The 19,608-nt window shown below is 44.9% G+C and carries 14 protein-coding genes; 9 read left to right on the top strand and 5 right to left on the bottom strand.

The window, feature by feature from the left end; all coding sequences use genetic code 11:
• Nucleotides 1-21 precede the first annotated feature (21 nt).
• The 4 genes from hemL to pyrG all read right to left on the bottom strand — a co-directional run bounded on the left by hemL (nucleotide 22) and on the right by pyrG (nucleotide 6,744).
• Nucleotides 22-1,320 carry a glutamate-1-semialdehyde 2,1-aminomutase gene (hemL, locus tag FBF61_RS05925; RefSeq protein ID WP_138476289.1) on the bottom strand — a complete coding sequence of 433 codons (1,299 nt, stop codon included), beginning with the start codon at nucleotides 1,318-1,320 and terminating at the stop codon, nucleotides 22-24.
• Between the two features lie 16 nt (nucleotides 1,321-1,336).
• Nucleotides 1,337-3,052 carry an ABC transporter substrate-binding protein gene (locus FBF61_RS05930; protein ID WP_138476290.1) on the bottom strand — a complete coding sequence of 572 codons (1,716 nt, stop codon included), beginning with the start codon at nucleotides 3,050-3,052 and terminating at the stop codon, nucleotides 1,337-1,339.
• Nucleotides 3,053-3,173: 121 nt separating this feature from the next.
• Complete coding sequence (gene yidC, locus FBF61_RS05935; RefSeq protein WP_138476291.1) at nucleotides 3,174-4,997, bottom strand: membrane protein insertase YidC; 1,824 nt, start codon at nucleotides 4,995-4,997, stop codon at nucleotides 3,174-3,176.
• An 82-nt stretch (nucleotides 4,998-5,079) separates the two neighbouring features.
• Nucleotides 5,080-6,744, bottom strand: a complete 1,665-nt coding sequence (gene pyrG, locus FBF61_RS05940; protein WP_138476292.1) for a CTP synthase — start codon at nucleotides 6,742-6,744, stop codon at nucleotides 5,080-5,082.
• Between the two features lie 288 nt (nucleotides 6,745-7,032).
• Here pyrG and FBF61_RS05945 point away from each other — a divergent pair, with 288 nt between their 5' ends.
• On the top strand, nucleotides 7,033-7,926 hold the full coding sequence (locus tag FBF61_RS05945) for a PIG-L deacetylase family protein (protein WP_138476293.1): 894 nt from the start codon (nucleotides 7,033-7,035) through the stop codon (nucleotides 7,924-7,926).
• A gap of 118 nt (nucleotides 7,927-8,044) precedes the next feature.
• On the opposite strand, the gene nspC is transcribed toward FBF61_RS05945, so the two are convergent.
• Nucleotides 8,045-9,202, bottom strand: coding sequence for a carboxynorspermidine decarboxylase (nspC, locus tag FBF61_RS05950; protein ID WP_138476294.1), 1,158 nt, complete (start codon nucleotides 9,200-9,202; stop codon nucleotides 8,045-8,047).
• Between the two features lie 124 nt (nucleotides 9,203-9,326).
• On the opposite strand from nspC, the gene FBF61_RS05955 reads away from it, so the two are divergent.
• From FBF61_RS05955 to FBF61_RS05990, 8 genes are all read left to right on the top strand, one after another.
• Nucleotides 9,327-9,914, top strand: a complete 588-nt coding sequence (locus tag FBF61_RS05955) for a 3'-5' exonuclease (RefSeq protein WP_138476295.1) — start codon at nucleotides 9,327-9,329, stop codon at nucleotides 9,912-9,914.
• Nucleotides 9,911-10,792, top strand: coding sequence for a bestrophin family protein (locus FBF61_RS05960; RefSeq protein WP_138476296.1), 882 nt, complete (start codon nucleotides 9,911-9,913; stop codon nucleotides 10,790-10,792). Before FBF61_RS05955 ends, FBF61_RS05960 begins: the two co-directional genes overlap by 4 nt.
• A gap of 350 nt (nucleotides 10,793-11,142) precedes the next feature.
• A complete protein-coding gene (locus FBF61_RS05965; RefSeq protein WP_138476297.1) occupies nucleotides 11,143-11,565 on the top strand; it encodes a hypothetical protein in 423 nt (140 codons plus the stop codon).
• A gap of 434 nt (nucleotides 11,566-11,999) precedes the next feature.
• Nucleotides 12,000-12,404, top strand: a complete 405-nt coding sequence (locus tag FBF61_RS05970; protein ID WP_138476298.1) for a hypothetical protein — start codon at nucleotides 12,000-12,002, stop codon at nucleotides 12,402-12,404.
• A 183-nt stretch (nucleotides 12,405-12,587) separates the two neighbouring features.
• On the top strand, nucleotides 12,588-13,499 hold the full coding sequence (locus FBF61_RS05975; RefSeq protein ID WP_138476299.1) for a helix-turn-helix domain-containing protein: 912 nt from the start codon (nucleotides 12,588-12,590) through the stop codon (nucleotides 13,497-13,499).
• 110 nt (nucleotides 13,500-13,609) lie between these two features.
• Nucleotides 13,610-14,992 (top strand): TolC family protein, encoded by a 1,383-nt coding sequence (locus FBF61_RS05980; RefSeq protein ID WP_138476300.1) that lies wholly within the window; start codon nucleotides 13,610-13,612, stop codon nucleotides 14,990-14,992.
• Nucleotides 14,993-15,191: 199 nt separating this feature from the next.
• Nucleotides 15,192-18,455, top strand: coding sequence for an efflux RND transporter permease subunit (locus tag FBF61_RS05985; protein ID WP_138476301.1), 3,264 nt, complete (start codon nucleotides 15,192-15,194; stop codon nucleotides 18,453-18,455).
• A 24-nt stretch (nucleotides 18,456-18,479) separates the two neighbouring features.
• Complete coding sequence (locus FBF61_RS05990; protein ID WP_138476302.1) at nucleotides 18,480-19,607, top strand: efflux RND transporter periplasmic adaptor subunit; 1,128 nt, start codon at nucleotides 18,480-18,482, stop codon at nucleotides 19,605-19,607.
• Nucleotide 19,608 lies beyond the last annotated feature (1 nt).

The following is a 19,608-nucleotide window of genomic DNA, read 5'->3' on the forward strand; positions in this document are numbered from 1 at the left end:
CTTGAATAGTGAATAATGAGATCAGCCTAAGTTCAGAATTTCTTTCAATGATTCTTCGTTGGCCTCGATAATACGGTTCAGATGATTGTCCCCCAGCGCGGTGGATAAAAACATACTTTCGAACTGCGAGGGGCCCATGTAAATTCCCCTGTTCAGCATGGCGTGAAAGTACTTTCCAAACAAAACCAGATCGGAAGATTTGGCCGAAGGAAAATCCGTTACAGCCTGATTTGTAAAGAAAAGCGTATACATCGAACCGATATGGTTCAGAGTATAATCCAGTCCAAGTTTCTGCATTGAAGCTGAAAAACCGTTCACCAGCTTTGCTGCCGAGGTTTCAAGCTGGGTATATACTTCCGGGTGGTCATTGAGGTAGTTCAGCATAGTTAGTCCGGCAGCCATCGCAATAGGGTTACCTGACAACGTTCCGGCTTGATATACAGGTCCCACCGGGGAAACCCAGTTCATGATTTCAGACCGGCCGCCGTAGGCTCCTACGGGCATCCCACCACCTATTATTTTTCCTAACGTTGTTAGATCAGGCTTAATGCCAAATCTTTCCTGTGCTCCGCCTTTCGCGAGCCGGAAACCGGTCATTACTTCATCAAAAATCAGAACGATACCTTCCTCGTCACAAATCTTCCGCAAACCCATTAAAAAACCTTCCTGAGGCAGCACACATCCCATATTACCCACAACAGGTTCCAGGATCAGGGCTGCAATATGGCTTTTGTTTGCATCTACCAATCGCTGAACAGCGTCCAGATCGTTATATGGAGCAGTAAGCGTATCGTTCGCTACACCTTTGGTAACACCTGGGCTGTCCGGCGTACCAAAAGTAACGGCCCCGCTGCCGGCGGCTATCAGAAAGCTATCGCCATGCCCGTGGTAGCAACCTTCAAACTTGATAATTTTGTCCCTTCCCGTAAACCCTCTGGCTACTCTGATAGCCGACATCGTAGCTTCCGTACCTGAATTTACCATTCGCACTTTTTCAATGGAAGGCATCATTCCCACAATCAGCTCGGCGATCTCAACTTCTCTGCGCGTCGGCGCACCAAAAGAAAATGAATGCTGGATTGCATCTGACACAGCCTTGTGGATCAATTCATTTCCATGCCCTAAAATCATCGGCCCCCAGGAATTGATCAGTTCAATGTATTCATTATCGTCCTCATCATATACGTAAGGACCTTTGGCCGATTTGATAAAAACAGGAGAACCACCCACCGCACGAAAAGCACGCACCGGTGAATTTACACCACCCGGTATATATTGCTGGGCTTTTTCAAAAAGACTGTTACTTGTTGAGATATTCATTCGTTAATTAAATTTTTTACCTGTCGATTGGCAGCCATTTGGAACCGTTATATTTCAAAACAGGCGTGATCTGGTTTTCATTTGATTTTGTATAATCAAAGCCGGACAACAGATATTCGTCGTCGCCATACTTTTTGGACTGTAATCCTGTGCTGAATTTGTCCTTGTATTTGGCCATCATTCTGCCGAAAAACAATAGTTGGTCAAATCCCTGATAAGAATATACGGAAGGAAATGAACTGGTTTTATTCCAGTACGATTTCTGAAACTGACGAATGCTTTCCTTTTCACGGTCCACGTAATCAGTCTCTATCAGAAACAAGCGTGATCCGTATTTGGTTAACCGTGATTGCTGCAAATTGAAACTTGTAGCAGTAGCCAGGACTGGTACCGTGATGAGTTTACGACCGTTCAAAACCTCGATCAGAGACGCCCCTGAGCCGCCGTCGGAGGAAAACAAAGCAACATGACCCGGCTTGGCAACTTCGAAGCTGGGAAGCTTACTTTCAAGCCATTCGCGCTCACCCTGTATTTTCGTTAATTCCATAACCTTGCCGCCTCTGCTTTTCCATTCATCAGCATAAGAGAATGCCATCGTCGAGTCTTTTGCTGTGTTACCATAATATATCACAGCCGACAATCCTGCTGACCGGCCTTTCATCCACTCAGCGGCTTTTTGCATCTGAAAAGATATGGAAGGGTGGCCAAGATATATGTCCGGGCCCGATTTAAGTAAATTTCCATCTGTAGAAAGCGGATTAAGCATGATTACGCCCGCATCAGCAGCAAACTGCGCAGTGACGTCAAACGTGCCGGAATACAGTGGCCCGATCACCATATCCGATGATTGGAAGTTCTTGTTATTTACGATTGCTTTCATTGAGCCAGCATCATTGCTGACATCATAAGCCCATAAATTGACCGTAATGCCTTCCTCACGCAACTGCTCCTGCGCCAATGTCAGCCCCAGGTAATAGTCATATGCAAACTGATTGGACCGGCGTTTTGAAGTACTGAATTCATCCAACCTGAAAGGCAAAAGTACCGACACATCAAAATAGCCTTTTGTCCATTTGCTCTCAGTTTTGGGTACACTGCGCTTTGGGGCCTCTTCACTCACCGCGGCTTTTTCCTTTCTTGTAATCTTGTATTGTTTTTCCAGCTGTTCCGCAATCTGCATGTCCGTCTGGGTGGAAGAAGGGGAATTTTCAATATAGTTGATCAAAATCAGCGCTATATCCCTGTCAGACGAATACTGCTTCTGAAGCTCTTTCAATTTAGCGAGATCGTTCAGGCTGCTCAGGTGATGTTGTTTCAGGGCCTGGACATCTTTGGCAAACGATGAATCCCTGATGCGCCCAAGGTAATCCATGCCTTCCCTGATCTGGCCGTTTTCAAAAGCAATTGCTCCCAACAAATAATGCACGTCGGCGATCTTGTTCCAGCCAGGGACCCTGCTCTGCAATTGCAGAAGCATCTGTTTGCTTTCCTTAAATCTTTTGAGCTGATATGCAGATAACGCGTAATAGTAATGCGCATAAGCCGAGTACGGCGAAGTAGCATTCACGCTGGTGAGAGGCGAAAGCTTCTCCATTGCCGCGGCGTATTTACCTTGCTTATAATCGTTGAGTGCCGATTTATACCTGTCCGCAGCCTGCACATTGTTTTGCCCGTAAGATAAGTTCGCGGAACATGTGTACACTGTAAACATCAACAAAAAAATAACTCTCATCAGTATCCGGGGTCAAAATTGCACTTGATGGGACAAATTACTAAAACAGTTCAAAGAGAAAAAAACGGGCAATATTCCCTTTTGGAAACATTGCCCTTTATATTACGCTGCAATAAAACTATTATTTCTTTTTAGACCGTTTCTCTAGTTCAGCCTGCTTCTTTTTTGCTTCCTCAGCTGCCTGAAGTGACTTTTCAAGATATTTCTGAAATTTGGTCTGCTTCTTTTCGCCGTTTGCATTTTTCTTCCGGTTCTCTTCCAGGATGTTCCTGATCTTATCTTCGTTTACAAACCTTTTGATCAGCAACTGTTGCGCAATGGTTACAACGTTGGAAACAAAGTAATAAAACGTAAGACCCGCGGGGAATGAATTCAGAACGAACATGAACATCAACGGCATAATGTAACCAAGCACCTTCATGTTAACCGGGCCGGGCTGCGTTGGCGTGATCTGATTATTATAGTAGGCGTATCCAATGCTGGAAGCGGTCATTAAAACCGTAAACAAACTGATGTGGTTTCCTACGCCGAAAGGAACTGTAAACGGCAGCTTAATAAACGAATCGTATGTTGACAAGTCACTTGCCCAAAGGAATGACTGCTGCCGCAGTTCAATCAAATTTGGAAAAAGGAAAAAGAGCGAAAACAGGATCGGCATCGTGGCGAGAACGGGCACACACCCGCTCAACGGGCTTACTCCCACTTGCTGATATAACTTCATCTGATCCTGCTGCTGCTTCGCCAGATCGTCAGGATTCTGAGCCCGGATCTGTTCCAGCTCGGGGGCCAGCAGCTTCATTTTCGCCATACTGATGTACGACTTATAAGTAAGCGGTGTCAGAAGGGTTTTAACAAACAACACCAGACAGATGATCAGCAGGCCATAGTTGGAAATGAATTTTTCCAGAAAATTGAAAAGCGGAACAAGGACAAACTTGTTGATCGGTTTCAGAAAAGCGTAGCCGAGATAAACGTTCTGGTCAAAATTCTCTGCTTTTACTTTATCAACTACGTGATATTCGTTAGGTCCAAGGTAGAACTGATAATTGGCATCACCTTTCTGAATAGCTGACATAGGTATACCCGCCGAAACCTTCATTGTTTTTACAATAACCGAATCACTCGGATTCACATCCGCCCTCATTTCAACATTGCTGAAGGGGTGTTTGTCGGCGATCAGGCCGGCTAGGAAGTATTTATGTTTGATCGTAAACCATTTTACGGGATCGGCGGTTTTTGCCTCCTCGTTTGAAGTGGGGCTCGTGGCAAGGCTCTGCAGATCGTCTGTGTAATAATTGATCGTGACCACCTCACGGTTTTTGCTCATGTCATTTTCAAGCTGCAAGAGATCATTGCTCCAGTCAAACCTCACTGATTTGTCGCTAAGCCCGGCTCCGTTTGACTTGATACCATAGTCGATCACATAACCTGTTCCGCGAACTACATAAGTCTGCTCTATAGATTGGTTATTTTTCAGATCGATACGATAAGTGATCACTGCTGAATCTTTTTCTGCAAGCGTCTGATCTGTGGCGTCTGTTGAAAAAAACTGGTCTGTTAGCCTAACATCCCCTGTTTGAGTCGGAAAATCGATCCTGAATTGGTTGTGGTTCTCAGCGATCAGATATAGTGGCTTTTGATCATAGGTTTTGTAATTTTTCAACAAAACCTCTTTCATCACCCCACCCTTGTTTGAAAATACCACACGGGCGTCTTTAGTCTCGATAACCAGATCCTTCGCTACCGCAGCGACGGCGGCAGTATCATTTGTTATGGGGGTTAATTGGGTCGAATCCGGAGCAATTGAAGAGGGTACAGAAGCTGTTGAGGCATCTTTTTTCACTTGGGCCACAGGCGTCGGTTCCACAGGTTTCGGAACAAGTAACTGGTAGCCTATCAGCATTAGCATGATGAGTACTAAGCCGATTATAAAATTTTTATCCATTATTTACTTAAAATTATTGAAATAGTATACCCTTAGACGGGAGCGCAAAGGTAGCAAGATTTTCGTTATTGCCTTTTTTAACTCAGTGGATTGATGGATTTAAGGACTCCACCGACCTTTTTTCAAGAGAGTATGACAAGGCTGCACTCACGAAATTAACGAAAAGGGGATGCGGGTTCATCACAGTGCTTTTCAGCTCCGGGTGGAATTGTACACCAATATAAAAAGGATGTCCCGGCAACTCTACCATCTCCACCAGATTGTTGTCAGGATTAATTCCGGTAGCCATCAAGCCTTTATCTTCGAAATCTTTCAGGTATTTGTTATTGAACTCATACCGGTGGCGGTGCCTTTCGGTGATATGGGTTTTTCCGTAGATTTTACTGGCCAATGAATCTTTCTTGATACGGCAAGGATATGCGCCCAAACGCATGGTTCCTCCTTTATTCGAAATATCTTTCTGGTCCTTCATCAGGTGAATCACCGGATGGTCGGTAGAATTATCCATTTCCACAGAATGCGCGCCTTCCCAGCCGATCACATTGCGTGCGTATTCGATAACCGCCATCTGCATGCCCAGACAGATCCCGAAGAAAGGGATGTTGTTTTCACGGACATACTGGATTGCAGCGATCTTACCTTCGATACCTCTTTCCCCAAATCCAGGCGCTACCAAAACACCGTCCAGGCCGTCAAGCTTTTCAACAACATTTTCGGTAGTAAGGCTTTCCGAGTGGATCCACTCGATCACGACTTTACATTCGTTCGCCGCTCCGGCATGGATAAACGACTCTACAATGGATTTGTAAGCATCGTGCAGCTCCACATACTTTCCTACAAGACCTATCTTCACAGAATCAACCGGATTTTTCAATCTTGACAAAAACGTCTTCCACGAATCGAGGTCTACATCTTTGTCATTATAAATATCCAGCATATATAACGCTCGCTGATCGAGTCTTTCTTTTAACATCAGCAAAGGAACCGCATAAATCGTGTCAGCGTCCATCGCCTCAATCACTGAATTGACCTGAACGTTACAAAATAACGCGATCTTTTTGCGGAGATCATAAGGAAGCGGGTGCTCGGTGCGGCAAACAAGGATATCAGGCTGAATTCCCGATTCCTGCAACATGCGTACAGAGTGTTGGGTCGGTTTCGTTTTCAGCTCGCCGGCAGAATTAAGATAAGGGATCAGTGTAAGATGGATCACTAGCGTATCGTGTTCCTCCATTTCAAACTTCACCTGGCGTACTGCCTCAAGAAAAGGAAGGGATTCAATATCACCCACGCAGCCGCCGATCTCGGTAATGACGATGTCGTACTCTCCGCTCTGGCCGAGCAAAAGCATGTTCCGTTTCAGCTCGTCGGTAATGTGCGGTACCACTTGGACAGTTTTCCCTAGAAAATCTCCCCGGCGTTCTGCTGTGATGACGTTGTGGTAAATACGGCCCGTAGTAACATTGTTGGCCTGCGATGTCCGGACATTCAAAAAACGTTCATAATGCCCGAGGTCAAGATCCGTTTCGGCCCCGTCATCCGTTACATAACATTCACCATGCTCGTAAGGATTCATAGTTCCCGGATCTATGTTCAGATATGGATCAAACTTTTGTATTGTAACTGAAAGCCCTCTGGCTTGCAGCAATTTGGCTAAAGAGGAGGCAATTATTCCTTTGCCAAGTGAAGATGTAACACCGCCCGTAACGAAAATGTACTTCGCGGTCTTGCGTGCTTTGGAAGCCATAAGACGTTGCTTTTTTTCTATGATTACGGGATACAAAGGTACAGGAAAATAAAAGAATTTTATCAGACCCGGTCTAATTATTTGGGCTCTGCATGTTAACCGATTGTTAATCTTGCGGGTAAGCACTTAAAAAAAACTTGTACTAAGATGAAGCCCTTTTTCTGCCGATAAAGGTTACTGAGCGCACGAATATGTACAAATGCTTCGTAATTGGCAGCTTTTATTTTCCTATTTTGCAACTCCGCCAAATCAAATTCTATTCAATAAACACAATCCCTATTCCCGTCTATGAAAAAATCACTATTACTTTCCACCATGCTCCTCTGTGGTTGCGCTGCGTTTGCGCAATCTGCGAAAGACACAGCCAAACCGCCACTTAAGATAATCGTGTTCGGTGCCCATCCCGACGACTGCGATCTGGGAGCCGGTGGTATCGCATCCATTTATTCCTCCATGGGGCATAAAGTGAAATTCGTTTCGCTTACCAATGGCGATAAAGGACATCAGGACATTGGCGGCGGCGAGCTGGCCAATATCAGGTTGAAAGAAGCGAAGGAAGCCGGCCGCAGATGGGGCATTGAATATGATGTACTCGACAACCACGACGGCGAATTGCTGCCCACCCTGGAAAACAGAATGGCCGCTATCAGGCTCATCCGCGAATGGAACGCCGATGTTGTAATCGCACCACGTACCAACGATTACCACCCTGACCATCGTAACACCGGCGTGATCGTTCAGGACGCTGCATACTTAGTAATCGTTCCTAATATTCTTAGTAGCGTACCGCCTTTAACCAAGAACCCGGTATTCCTCTATTTCCGTGACCGTTTCCAAAGACCTAATCCTTTCCGCCCGGATATTGCCATTGATATCACTGCTAATCTTGCCAAAAAGGTAGACGGACTGGATGCACACGTTTCCCAATTTTACGAGTGGCTTCCCTGGACGAATCAGGACCTTGCTAATGTACCTAAAGACAAAGTCGAACGAAAAAAATGGCTTCTTGCATCAATGGAAAAACGATCTGCGGTGACCCCGGAAATCAAAATTTCTCTCGACAAATGGTACGGAACCGAGAAGGCTGAGAAGATTAAGCAAGTAGAAGTTTTCGAGATTTGCGAGTATGGAAAACAACCTTCCACAGAAGAAATAAAACGATTGTTTCCTATGCTGCCTTGACGGCTTAAGGAATCAGTTTTGCAATGCATAAAACAGCCTTCTAAAAATCAGAATAGGACGATTTTCAGAAGGCTGTTTTACTGTCCGTAGGGACCAGACCGTGTTTTACATCGGTTTACTACGATAACCTGTCTTTAAAGCTCTCATAACCATACGAACGGATCAATTGAAATTCCTGTTCAGCTTTCCAGATACCTATGGAAGGCAGGTTAACTCCGTTAAATGTTGTGGTCTTTACCATGGTGTAATGAATCATGTCCTCAAATATGATTTTATCTCCAATTCCAAGGGGCTCATCAAAGGAATAATCGCCTATAAAATCGCCTGCCAGGCAGGTCATTCCACCCATTCTGTATGTTGGTTTTCCGGGTATTGCTTCCTGGTATGCTCCCCGTATCGCAGGCTTATATGGCATCTCCAGAGTGTCCGGCATGTGAGCGGCGAAAGATGTATCCAGTATCGCCACCTCTATTCCCTGACTGTCGAGAACATCCAGTACAGTTGCGTACAGCTCTCCAGTTCTCCAGGCTATCGCTGATCCTGGCTCCAATATCACGTCAAGATCATATTTAGTCCTAATATTGCTAACTAATTTTTTTAGCTTCACAATATCGTATCCTTCCCGTGTCATCAGGTGCCCCCCTCCCATATTAAGCCACTTGGCCTGATGCAGCAGATCGGCAAAGCGGGATTCCAATGCTTCCAATGTTCTTTCCAAGGTATCGGATCCATTCTCACAGAGTGTATGAAAATGGATTCCGTCGATTCCCTCGGGAAGCTTGTCCGGAAGCTTGTCGCGCGTCACGCCCAACCTCGACCCGGGTACACAAGGGTTGTACATATCTGTTGTTACCTCGGAATACTGCGGGTTCACTCGGATGCCACAAGAAAGAAAATGCTCCGGATGAACAGCTTTGAAATTTTCAACCCTGTCTTTAAATCGCTCCCACTGGCCGAAAGAGTTAAAAGTAATATGGCTGCTACGTTCCATAATCTCCTGAAATTCCTGCTCAGGATAAGCGGGCATATAGGTATGTGCCGGAATTCCCATGAAATCATTGATGAGCTTAACCTCGTTCAATGAACTTGCAGTGGCACCGCTCAGGTACTCTTTCACAATCGGGAAAGCGCTGTACATCGAAAAACCCTTTAATGCCAGGATAATCTTGCAGCCCGATTCCTTCTGGACGGAATCGATAAGCCGGAGATTCTTTCGGAGCAGATCTTCTTCCAGAATGTAACATGGCGATGGAATATTGGAATAATCTATTGGCATTTTTGTTGAAATGAGTAATGGTAAATCGGCTTGACGATAATGTTTATATAATTTTGTACACAAAAGTATAAGTTTGAGTTTCCAAAACACATCATCCATTTTTCATTTACCCCGAAATCCGCCTATGCCATTCCTTGTACTCGATATTGAAATGACCGGACCGGAGCCCGGCTGGAATGAAATTATACAAATAGGTGCCGAATTTTTCGATGACCAATGGCGCTCACAGGGTACCTACCTCCAGAATGTTTATCCTGAAAACGAAGAGGCTTTTTCCGTCAAATCTGAGGAGGTACACGGGCTTTCGTTGCAGGATCTGGAAGATGCGCCTATGATATATGATGTGATCCCTGAGTTTGAAAAATGGATCAAGAAACTGAATACTGGCAAACCAAATCTATCCAGTGTCATAATCTGCGGGCAAAGTGTGATCAATGACATTAACTTTCTGCAGTACGCCTACCGGAACGAAAAGTTGAAATGGTCTTTTTCAAACAAAATGCTTGACTTGCATACAGTTTCCTACCTGTTTTTCCAGATACTGGAAAAAAATGGCAAAACGGTTCCCAGATCCCTTAGTCTCTCTTCTGTCGCTAACTACTTTGGTTTCGAGCGGGAAGATACCACGCACAACGCGCTCGAAGACGCGATGCTGACAGCCAAGTGCTTTAAAGAATTTTTCAAGCTAATTGACAATGTTAAACTCGTATGATTGATTACAATCCTAAAGAGTGGCTCCGCTACATATTCTATTTTCAGAAAGCGGACACCGTCAGGAAGCTGACACCGCTGATATTGACTATAGGTGTATACTCAGCCGTTTTATCCTATCTGATATTGATTTACTGGCGAATCGGCGAAAATACTGACCTGAAGAACATTTCTCTGATGCACTCTCTTTTGGGTTTTGTAATATCCATGTTGCTGGTTTTCAGAACAAATACTGCCTATGATCGCTGGTGGGAAGGTCGAAGGCAGTGGGGTGCGCTGATGAATATCAGCAGGAATTTAGCACTCAAAGTCAACGCACTGCTTGACGGGAGCGATCTGGAAGAAAAAATGTTCTTTCAGACCATGATTGCCAATTACGCCTATTCATTAAAAAACCACCTGCGGGGAATCTACAAATCTGACGAATTCACAGACTGTCAGCTATTTGGAAAATCGGACCTGAATATACACGACCACATACCAAACCAGATTGCAGCTGCCATTTTTTCCAGGGTTATCACATTACAGAAAAAAGGTACCCTACTTCCCGAACATACGATCCTTCTCAACAATCAACTGGAGGAATTCACCAATATCTGCGGTGCCTGCGAACGGATCAAAAACACGCCCATCCCTCTTTCCTACAGCTCGTTCATCAAGAAATTCATCTTTTTCTATTGTCTCACGTTGCCGATTGGCTATGTTTTCAGTCTGCATTTCCTGGTTATTCCGTTTGTAATGTTTGTATTTTATATCCTGGCCAGCCTTGAAGTAATTGCCGAAGAAATCGAAGATCCGTTTGGCGATGACTCCAATGACCTACCGATCGAGCGCATTTGCAAGGGTATACAGACTTCTACTGCGGCGTTGTTGAGATAGGCTTTTATGAAATAATATTAATTTCAGAGGCCCAATTATTAGAAACTTCTTAAGATCTCATCAGAAAAGCATTAAAATTTAAAAAATTTTATTTTTTTTTCGAGAGCCACTTTTAACGCAGTTTTCTTGATTTTCAGATTTTATCGAAAAATCAGGGAAATATACACACCCATTTCTTCGACTTCCCTCAATTTTATCCCACAATCATTCCATTTTTAAAGTCATTTTTCAACAATTTACAATTGTACACGAAATTACGAAAGTAAACTGATTTGGAAAAAATGTGTTATTTTCATGTATCCTCAAATACAGGATACGGTTCATTTATTCAAATAGTAAACGAATTTATTATGAAAAAGACGCCCTTTCTAACTACAGTTATATTAGTTGCATGCTTGTTAGCCTTCAATTCAAACGCTCAGTCGATAGTAGACCCGGGTGTTTCAATTTATAATTACAAGCACCCCAATAAAGCTGCAAAAGCCAAAGCTGGCAAAGAAGGACAAAATACAATAAAAGTCGCCAACCTGAATACGGTCGAGAGATATAACAAACAGCAGAGAAACAGGTACGTGAGCACTACACCAAAGTATGCTCCAAGACCTTCTTCGCTGGTGGTCTATCGTGATTACCAGGTTGAAGGAATTGAAATCAATCCGCTGGTTTCTCCGAGAAATTACAAAACACCGACCAACTCGGGAACGAAGGATACTTCGCAGCTGGCCGACTACCACAATAACTCGGACAAGGCTGTTTATCCGACTGTGGATTAAGCGACCCCATTTCGATCGAAAACCGGCTTTACATCAAAGCCGGTTTTTTTATGCCCGGATTTTCTACTCCGCCGTTTCAAACAGCGGCAATATTTGAATTTCATATAAATAGTCCGCCAGCACGCCACTTCCCCGCCAGCGAATAATCAGCCCTCCTGCCCAAAATAGGGAAATGAAAATAACCGACACAAAATCTGAGATGCCCAAATTTAGCGCAAATTGACATCCAGACACTAGATTTTCTAATGGACGTTCAAATTCGTCCCGCCTCAAAATAACTAAAATCTTTCACCCAAGAGTGATAACTTACGGACAAGCCCCTTCGACAATGATTGAAATTTATATTTTTTTGTTTGAAATGGCTATTTACCGGAAAATAGTTACCAGGTAATTTTGAAGCCTTTATTCAGGTAATATTTTCACTCCAACACATCATGATTTCCAAATCACTAATTATCTCCGCACTACTACTGGCCGGCGCAGCAGCCTCGCATAATTCGCACGCACAGCTTGTCAACTCCACAGATGCAGGCGTTTCAGTTTTTAATTACAAACACGCTAACAAGACTGCGCTGGCTAAAACAAAGAACAGCGGCCGCCTGGTTATCCCAGTGATCTCCGTTATCAGCTCGCAGGGTCAGCCGCGATTTTCCAACACAAACAATCGTGATTATACGCCGAGGTATCAGACCCGAACAGCTTCGCTTGTAGTATTTGTAAAGCAGGAAAAACAGAAACCCAACATAAATCCCCTCCTATCGGCACGTCATTACAAAACCGGCAAGCACACCAAACGAGCTTCATATCAAGCCGCAGAGCTTTTGTGTCAGTCTATGTAGTATTTCAGGCAAATTTCATGTTTTCATAAGCCGGCATTCAGGTTTGCCGGCTTTTTCCGTTTGGCGATTTACAAAGATTGATAAAGCCGGAAAAAGTATGAAAATAGCGTGTACGTTAACGTTTTAATTAATTTTTAACAGGATTATTTTGTAGCGAATATTTGAATTTCATAATTTCAACACATGATACCAAGTGAGACCGTAGAGCATTTTTATTTAACCCACCCCGCAGCGCAAGGCTCCCGGGGACCAGATAAAAACACAGGAGATGAGGGGCATTTCAATGTTTTTTCAAGGGTATTCTGCAACAAGTACACCTCTTACGCCAGCAGGGACTTTTATAAAATTTCGCTGATACTGGGAAAAGGAAAGTTATTCTATGGAAACCAGGAAATTGATATTAACCGGAATGCGCTCGTTTTCTTTAACCGGAACGTTCCTTATTCCTGGCAGGCAACATCCACTGAGCAGGCAGGCTATTTCTGTCTCTTTACCGATGAATTTTTAAATTCGATCCATCGCTCAAAGGCTATAGTAAATTGCCCCATCTTGCGAAACGACAATATACCTGTCTACTTTATCGACAAAGATCAGCAGGATCATCTGCTCCGTATTTTCGCAAAAATGCAAAGCGAGATCGAGTCGGGATACATCCATAAGTATGACCTCATGCGCAATTATGTGAATGTGATCGTGCATGAAGCTATGAAAATGCAGCCTTCCGAATTGAGTGATATGCATGTAAATGGCTCAGCCAGACTGTCTTCCATGTTCCAGGAGTTGCTTGCAAGGCAGTTCCCGATAGAGTCACCGGAACACAAGCTGAAATTGAAGACTGCAAAGGACTATGCCGTGAAGCTGGGCGTACATGTGAACCATCTGAACCGTGCTCTGAAAGAAAGCACCGGCAAGACTACCACAGATCATATCATAGACAGCATCATTTCCCAGTCCAAGCTGATGCTGAGGCATTCCAACTGGAGCATTGCTGAAATTGCGTTTTGCCTCGGGTTCGAATACCCAGCCTATTTCAATAATCTTTTTAAGAAGCAAATTGGACTTACACCGAAATCCTACCGGATCAGCGAAAGATGACAATGTTTGAATTTTGTAATGTATTGTTTGAAAGTGATAGATTTTACATGCGGTGACATAATTACATTTGTGCCTTCGCTGGCTACACTCCTTCTATAATTTTTCTACCTATGCCGAATAAGTTCTTAACCATTCTGTTTACCTCGCTGACGCTGACTTGTATGGATCAGGATTTGTCCGCGCAAGTCCTTACGCTGAATGACGCTGTCGAGAAAGCCCTAACGAATTACGGCACGATCAAGGCAAAAAATAACTATCTCAACGCATCCAGGGCTACTGTGCTGCAAAGCAAGAAAGAGTACCTGCCCAATCTGAATTTCTCCGCCCAGCAGGATTATGGAACCGTAAACGGACAGAACGGCCCGTTATATGGAATGGGTTTGTCGGTTGCTTCCTCAGGCCTTCCACTTCCTAACCAAAACTGGAACTCGGCTTTCGGTGCGCTATACCTTACCAATGTTAACTGGGACTTTTTTGCATTTGGCCGCGCAAAAGAACGTATCCATGTATCTGAGGCAATTGTAAAAAGAGATGAGAGCGACCTGGCACAAGAACAGTTTCAGCACAGCATCCGGGTTGCCAGCGCATATCTGAACCTCATCGTTGCCCAACGACTGACCAGATCCTGGGAAAATAACCTCGAAAGAGCGGTGGCCATCAAAAACGTAGTTATCACACGGGCGAAAAACGGCCTGATAGCCGGCGTAGACTCGTCCCTTGCCAACGCGGAAGTCTCGAACGCGAAGATCAGCATTACACAGGCCAAGGATCTGGAGCAGGAACAAGCGAACAATCTTGCGCGGCTCATGGGAGTTACGGAACAAAACTTTGTGCTTGATACCATGTTCGTTACAAAAATGCCGGCCGAGGTGGAAGATTCAGTTTACAGGACTGAGAACCATCCGTTGCTGCAGTTTTATTCTAACCGGATTGCAGTGAGTAACCAGCAAGCCAAGTACTTCCATACCCTAGGAATGCCCGTTTTCTCATTGTTTGGAGTATTTCAGGGCCGTGGCGCCGGTTTCTCATCCAACTATGCGGTTGATCAAAGCGCTTTTTCCCAAAGTTACTTTGAAGGTATCAAACCTGTGCGTGCCAATTACCTGCTCGGGATCGGTGCTACATGGAACGTTACGAATATTTTCAGGACTCGGCAGCAGGTTTTGTCTCAAAATTTTGTTTCCAATGCGTTGCAGGAGGAATACAACGTAATAGACCAGCAGATCAAAAACCAGCTTATCTTATCTGAGACCAAAATTAAAAACGCCGTTGCCAACTTCCGGGAAGCACCCGTGCAAGTTAAATCTGCCGCGGATGCTTATTTGCAAAAAAGTGTATTGTATAAAAACGGACTTAGCAATATCGTCGACCTCACACAATCGCTTTATATCCTGAACCGCGCAGAAACAAACCGTGACGTGGCGTTTACAAACCTTTGGCAGGCACTATTGCTGAAAGCAGCGGCATCGGGGGACTTTGGGGTATTTAGATGAAGTGGGATTAAGTCGTCATTAGGTAGTTATGGAAATAGTCATTAAGTAGTCATGAGCGGTCATGAAATAGTTATGAAGTCGCAAATGACAACAAACGACTATCAATGACAAAAAATGACGATACCTGACAAAAAATGACAACACTTGACAACACCTGACCACCCACGACAAAAATTAAGATTCTATCATAAATGAATATATGGATTTAATACGATTTGCATTGCGTAAGCCTATCACTATCATGGTATTGGTAGCAGGCTTATTTTTCTTTGGTATCAATGCCGTCCGGACGATAAAGGTCGATATTTTTCCCAAGCTTGACCTGCCGGTGATGTATATCGCCCACCCGTTCGGGGGATATACGCCTAATCAGATGGAAACGTTTTTTGCCAAACAGTATGTCAACATCCTGCTTTACGTAAACGGGATCAAAACCATTGAGACCAAGAGCATTCAGGGTTTGACTTTGATGAAGATCAATTTTTACCCGGGCACGAACATGGCCCAGGCATCCGCTGAGCTCAGCGCGTTTACCAACCGTGCACAGGCTATTTTTCCCCCGGGCTCCAACCCTCCATTTATTATCCGTTTTGATGCTTCTACCCTTCCGGTTGGTCAGCTGGTACTTAGCAGCGAAAAAAGATCGAATAATGAGCTTTTGGATCTTGCAAACGTATATGTCCGTTCAAACTTCACCTCCATTCCCGGGTTGGTTTCGGCACCTCCATTCGGCGGAAACATCCGGACTGTTGTAATTAAGGCTGATCCGGAGCTGATGCGGTCACATAATATGACTGCCGATCAGCTGGTTGAAGCGCTCCGGCTCAACAACCAGACTGCCCCGTCAGGAAACGTCCGGATCGGCGATAAAAATTACATTACCCCGACCAACACAACGATCCGGAATATTAAAGATTTTGAGAATATTCCCTTGTTCAAAGGGTCAGTTCAGAACCTGTACTTGCGAGACGTGGCAACGGTGGAAGACGGTGCAGATATTACGTCTGGCTACGGACTTGTAAACGGGAAGCGCTCTGTTTACCTCAGTATTGCCAAAAGTGCGGATGCATCCACCTGGGAGGTTGTTCAGAATCTCAAAAAATCGATCCCCCGTATTCAGAGCACATTGCCGGAGGATGTGAAAGTAAGTTATGAATTTGATCAGTCTTCGTATGTGATGAACTCTGTAATGAGCTTGCTGACAGAGGGCGCTATTGGTGCGATACTTACCGGACTGATGGTATTACTCTTTCTCGGTGATGCACGTGGCGCATTGATCGTCATCCTGACTATCCCGACTTCCATCATTTCCGGTGTTTTGTTCCTGAACCTTTTCGGACAAACCATTAACATCATGACGCTGAGTGGGCTGGCACTGGCCATTGGTATCCTGGTGGATGAAAGCACTGTGACGATTGAAAATATTCACCAGCATTTTGACATGGGTAAACCCAAAGCCCTGGCGATATGGGATGCATGCCAGGAAATTGCCTTTCCGAAACTATTGATCTTGTTTTGTATCCTTGCGGTATTTGCCCCGGCGTTTACAATGGGCGGTATTCCTGGATCACTGTTCTTGCCGCTGGCACTTTCGATCGGTTTCAGCATGATCGTCTCCTACTTTCTTGCCCAGACTTTTGTACCGGTTATGGCCAACTGGATCATGAAAGTTAAACATCATAAGAAGCCCGACGGCTCAGAAATGAGTGATTCTGAGGAATTTGCCAGTTCCGGCCTGAGCCGAAATAAAGAGCAGCAAAAAGAAGCGCTGCTTAAAAGAGCATCTTCCGACGAGCAGGGTGAAAAACCAAGCCGTTTCGACAGGATCAGGGCACGCTTCATGCGGTTTATCAACCGTATGATCCCTTACCGGAAACCCATTGTGGTTACTTACCTGATCGTTACCTCTGCCCTGGCAGTACTTTTACTGAATAATATTGGTAAAGATGTTTTACCAAAAGTAAACGGAGGACAGTTCCAGGTAAGGCTGCGGGCACCGGAAGGAACGCGTATTGAACGGACTGAGGAAAAAACTTTGCAGACCATTGCGCTCATCAAAGATATCGTCGGTGAGGAAAATGTGTCGGTAACTTCTGCATACGTTGGTCAGCATCCCGGCCTGTTCTCTGTGAGCCCGATTTATCTATGGATGGCAGGACCTCAGGAAGCTGTTTTACAAATTGGCCTCAAAGAAGGTTTTCATATTAATCTGGATGATCTGAAGGAACAAATCAGGCATAAGGTTAGCGAAAAGCTGCCGGACGTAGCGCTCTCATTCGAACCTATTGAATTGACAGACAAGATATTAAGCCAGGGTTCCCCTACTCCTATCGAAGTAAGAATGTCGGGCAGGGATAAAAAGGTCAATGAGCAATATGCACAGAAGATCATAGATAAACTGAAACATATTGATTATTTGCGCGATATCCAGTTAGGTCAATCCAATAAATATCCTGCTATCAATATTGAAGTTGACAGGGTTCGCGCAGCTCAGCTGGGTGTGGACATGGCTGACGTTTCCAGATCGCTTATCGCCTCGACTTCTTCTTCAAGGTATACGGATAAGAACATTTGGGTAGACGAAAAAGCGGGGCTAAGTTATGCCGTGCAAATACAGGTTCCTGAGAATAAAATGAACAGCATCAACGAGATAGGTGAAATTCCCCTCCTAAAAAACGCTAGCCGCCCGGTTTTACATGACATCGCAACCATTACTCCGGATACTACATACGGAGAAAATGACAACCTCGGTTCCATGCCGGTGTTGTCGGTAACTGCAAACCTGAATAACCAGGATCTGGGTGTTGCCCAGGCAGATGTAAAAGAAGTAATTGCATCGCTCGGAGAGCTTCCCAGAGGTCTGACTGTTGAGCTTGTAGGACTAAGCCAGACGCTTACCGACACCCTCGATAGTCTTCAGAATGGACTTGTTGTCGCAATCGTTGTGATATTTTTGATGCTGGCTGCGAATTTCCAGTCCTTCAAAGTGTCCGCGATTGTGCTTGCCACAGTTCCGGCCGTTATACTTGGTTCACTAGCCTTGTTAATGGTAACCGGGTCCACATTGAACCTTCAGTCTTATATGGGAATTATTATGTCTGTGGGAGTATCCATTTCCAATGCTGTGCTATTGGTTACCAACGCAGAACAGCTTAGAAAACACAGCGGAAATGCCATAGAAGCCGCACACGAATCGGCAGGCTTACGGCTCCGTCCTATTGTGATGACCGCTGTGGCAATGGTGGTAGGTATGATCCCCATGGCAAGCGGCCTGGGTGAAGCAGGTGACCAGTCGTCGCCACTCGGACGCGCGGTGATCGGCGGGCTGATCGCATCTACGTTCGCGGCACTATTTATACTGCCGCTTGCGTTTGCCTGGGGGCAGGGAAAAGCGAGCACGCAAAGTGTTTCTCTCGATCCTGAGGATGAAGAAAGCAAGTTTTATGTTCCAATGGGCAATTAATCAGAAATCGAACCAATCCAGAAAATGAAAAATATACGAAACATCGCCCTTGCATTGCTGCTAGCCAGTGTTTCTGCAACATTGCAAAATTGCGGCTCTTCCAAAGCAAATGAAGAAAAAGAAGAGAAAAAAGCACCAGCCGAAGTCATCAGCACCGAAACTTTCACCTTGCAAAAACAGCAATTGAACTCCACCATTAAAATACCCGGAGAACTCATTGCTTATCAACAGGTTGACCTTTACGCCAAAGTGAGCAGCTTTGTAAAAAAACTATATGCCGATGTGGGCACAGAAGTAAAGCAGGGCCAGATCCTTGCCAGTATGGAGGCGCCGGAAATCAGCGCTCAACTGAGCGGCAGCGAATCCAGGCTAAGATCACAGGAAGCACTTTACCAGGCCAGCAAAGCCAACTATGACCGCTTGCTTGAAACCAGTAAAACACCGGGTACAGTTTCTCAGAATGATCTGGATGTTGCGCTCGCCAAACAAAAATCTGACCTCGCGCAACTGGAATCTGCAAGGTCTGCAAGCAGAGAAATTACGGATAACCGCAACTATCTTGAAATACGTGCGCCATTCAGCGGCATAATCACGGCCAGGAATATCAGTACCGGGGCTTATGTAGGTCCGTCAGGAAAAGGTTCCGAATTTCCGCTTTTTACACTTGCAGACCAGCGCAAGCTAAGATTAGTAGTGAGTGTACCTGAGGCGTATACAAGTCATTTGAAGAATAAGAGTCAGGTCGAATTCACTGTAAGATCGCTTCCAAATCAGACTTTCTCTGCGTCGGTATCACGCCTGGCTGGCGCCCTGGATGTGCGCCTGCGTGCCCAACGTGCAGAAATGGACGTTTCTAACACTGATAGAAAATTATTGCCTGGTATGATAGCCGAAGTTTCGGTCCCGCTGAACAGTGACACACCGACTTTTGCGGTACCTAAGTCAGCGGTATTGAATTCTCCGCAGGGCATTTATGTCATCAAAATCGTAGATCAAAAAGCGCAATGGGTGCCTGTGAAGACCGGAAGCAGCAGTGACGACAAAACAGAGGTTTTCGGAGACATTCAGGAAGGTGATGTGCTGATCAAAACAGTGACCGAAGAAATCAGAGATCAGTCTGAGATCAAAAATCAAAAGCTTGTTTCAAACTGAT

Source organism: Dyadobacter bucti (assembly GCF_005869225.1).
In the GTDB taxonomy this organism is placed as follows: Bacteria; Bacteroidota; Bacteroidia; order Cytophagales; family Spirosomataceae; genus Dyadobacter; species Dyadobacter bucti.

Excerpts from the sequence above, each read along its gene's own strand:
- hemL (WP_138476289.1), bottom strand. The coding sequence starts at position 1,320 with ATGAATATCTCAACAAGTAACAGTCTTTTTGAAAAAGCCCAGCAATAT.
- FBF61_RS05930 (WP_138476290.1), bottom strand. The coding sequence starts at position 3,052 with ATGAGAGTTATTTTTTTGTTGATGTTTACAGTGTACACATGTTCCGCG.
- yidC (WP_138476291.1), bottom strand. The coding sequence starts at position 4,997 with ATGGATAAAAATTTTATAATCGGCTTAGTACTCATCATGCTAATGCTG.
- pyrG (WP_138476292.1), bottom strand. The coding sequence starts at position 6,744 with ATGGCTTCCAAAGCACGCAAGACCGCGAAGTACATTTTCGTTACGGGC.
- FBF61_RS05945 (WP_138476293.1), top strand. The coding sequence starts at position 7,033 with ATGAAAAAATCACTATTACTTTCCACCATGCTCCTCTGTGGTTGCGCT.
- nspC (WP_138476294.1), bottom strand. The coding sequence starts at position 9,202 with ATGCCAATAGATTATTCCAATATTCCATCGCCATGTTACATTCTGGAA.
- FBF61_RS05955 (WP_138476295.1), top strand. The coding sequence starts at position 9,327 with ATGCCATTCCTTGTACTCGATATTGAAATGACCGGACCGGAGCCCGGC.
- FBF61_RS05960 (WP_138476296.1), top strand. The coding sequence starts at position 9,911 with ATGATTGATTACAATCCTAAAGAGTGGCTCCGCTACATATTCTATTTT.
- FBF61_RS05965 (WP_138476297.1), top strand. The coding sequence starts at position 11,143 with ATGAAAAAGACGCCCTTTCTAACTACAGTTATATTAGTTGCATGCTTG.
- FBF61_RS05970 (WP_138476298.1), top strand. The coding sequence starts at position 12,000 with ATGATTTCCAAATCACTAATTATCTCCGCACTACTACTGGCCGGCGCA.
- FBF61_RS05975 (WP_138476299.1), top strand. The coding sequence starts at position 12,588 with ATGATACCAAGTGAGACCGTAGAGCATTTTTATTTAACCCACCCCGCA.
- FBF61_RS05980 (WP_138476300.1), top strand. The coding sequence starts at position 13,610 with ATGCCGAATAAGTTCTTAACCATTCTGTTTACCTCGCTGACGCTGACT.
- FBF61_RS05985 (WP_138476301.1), top strand. The coding sequence starts at position 15,192 with ATGGATTTAATACGATTTGCATTGCGTAAGCCTATCACTATCATGGTA.
- FBF61_RS05990 (WP_138476302.1), top strand. The coding sequence starts at position 18,480 with ATGAAAAATATACGAAACATCGCCCTTGCATTGCTGCTAGCCAGTGTT.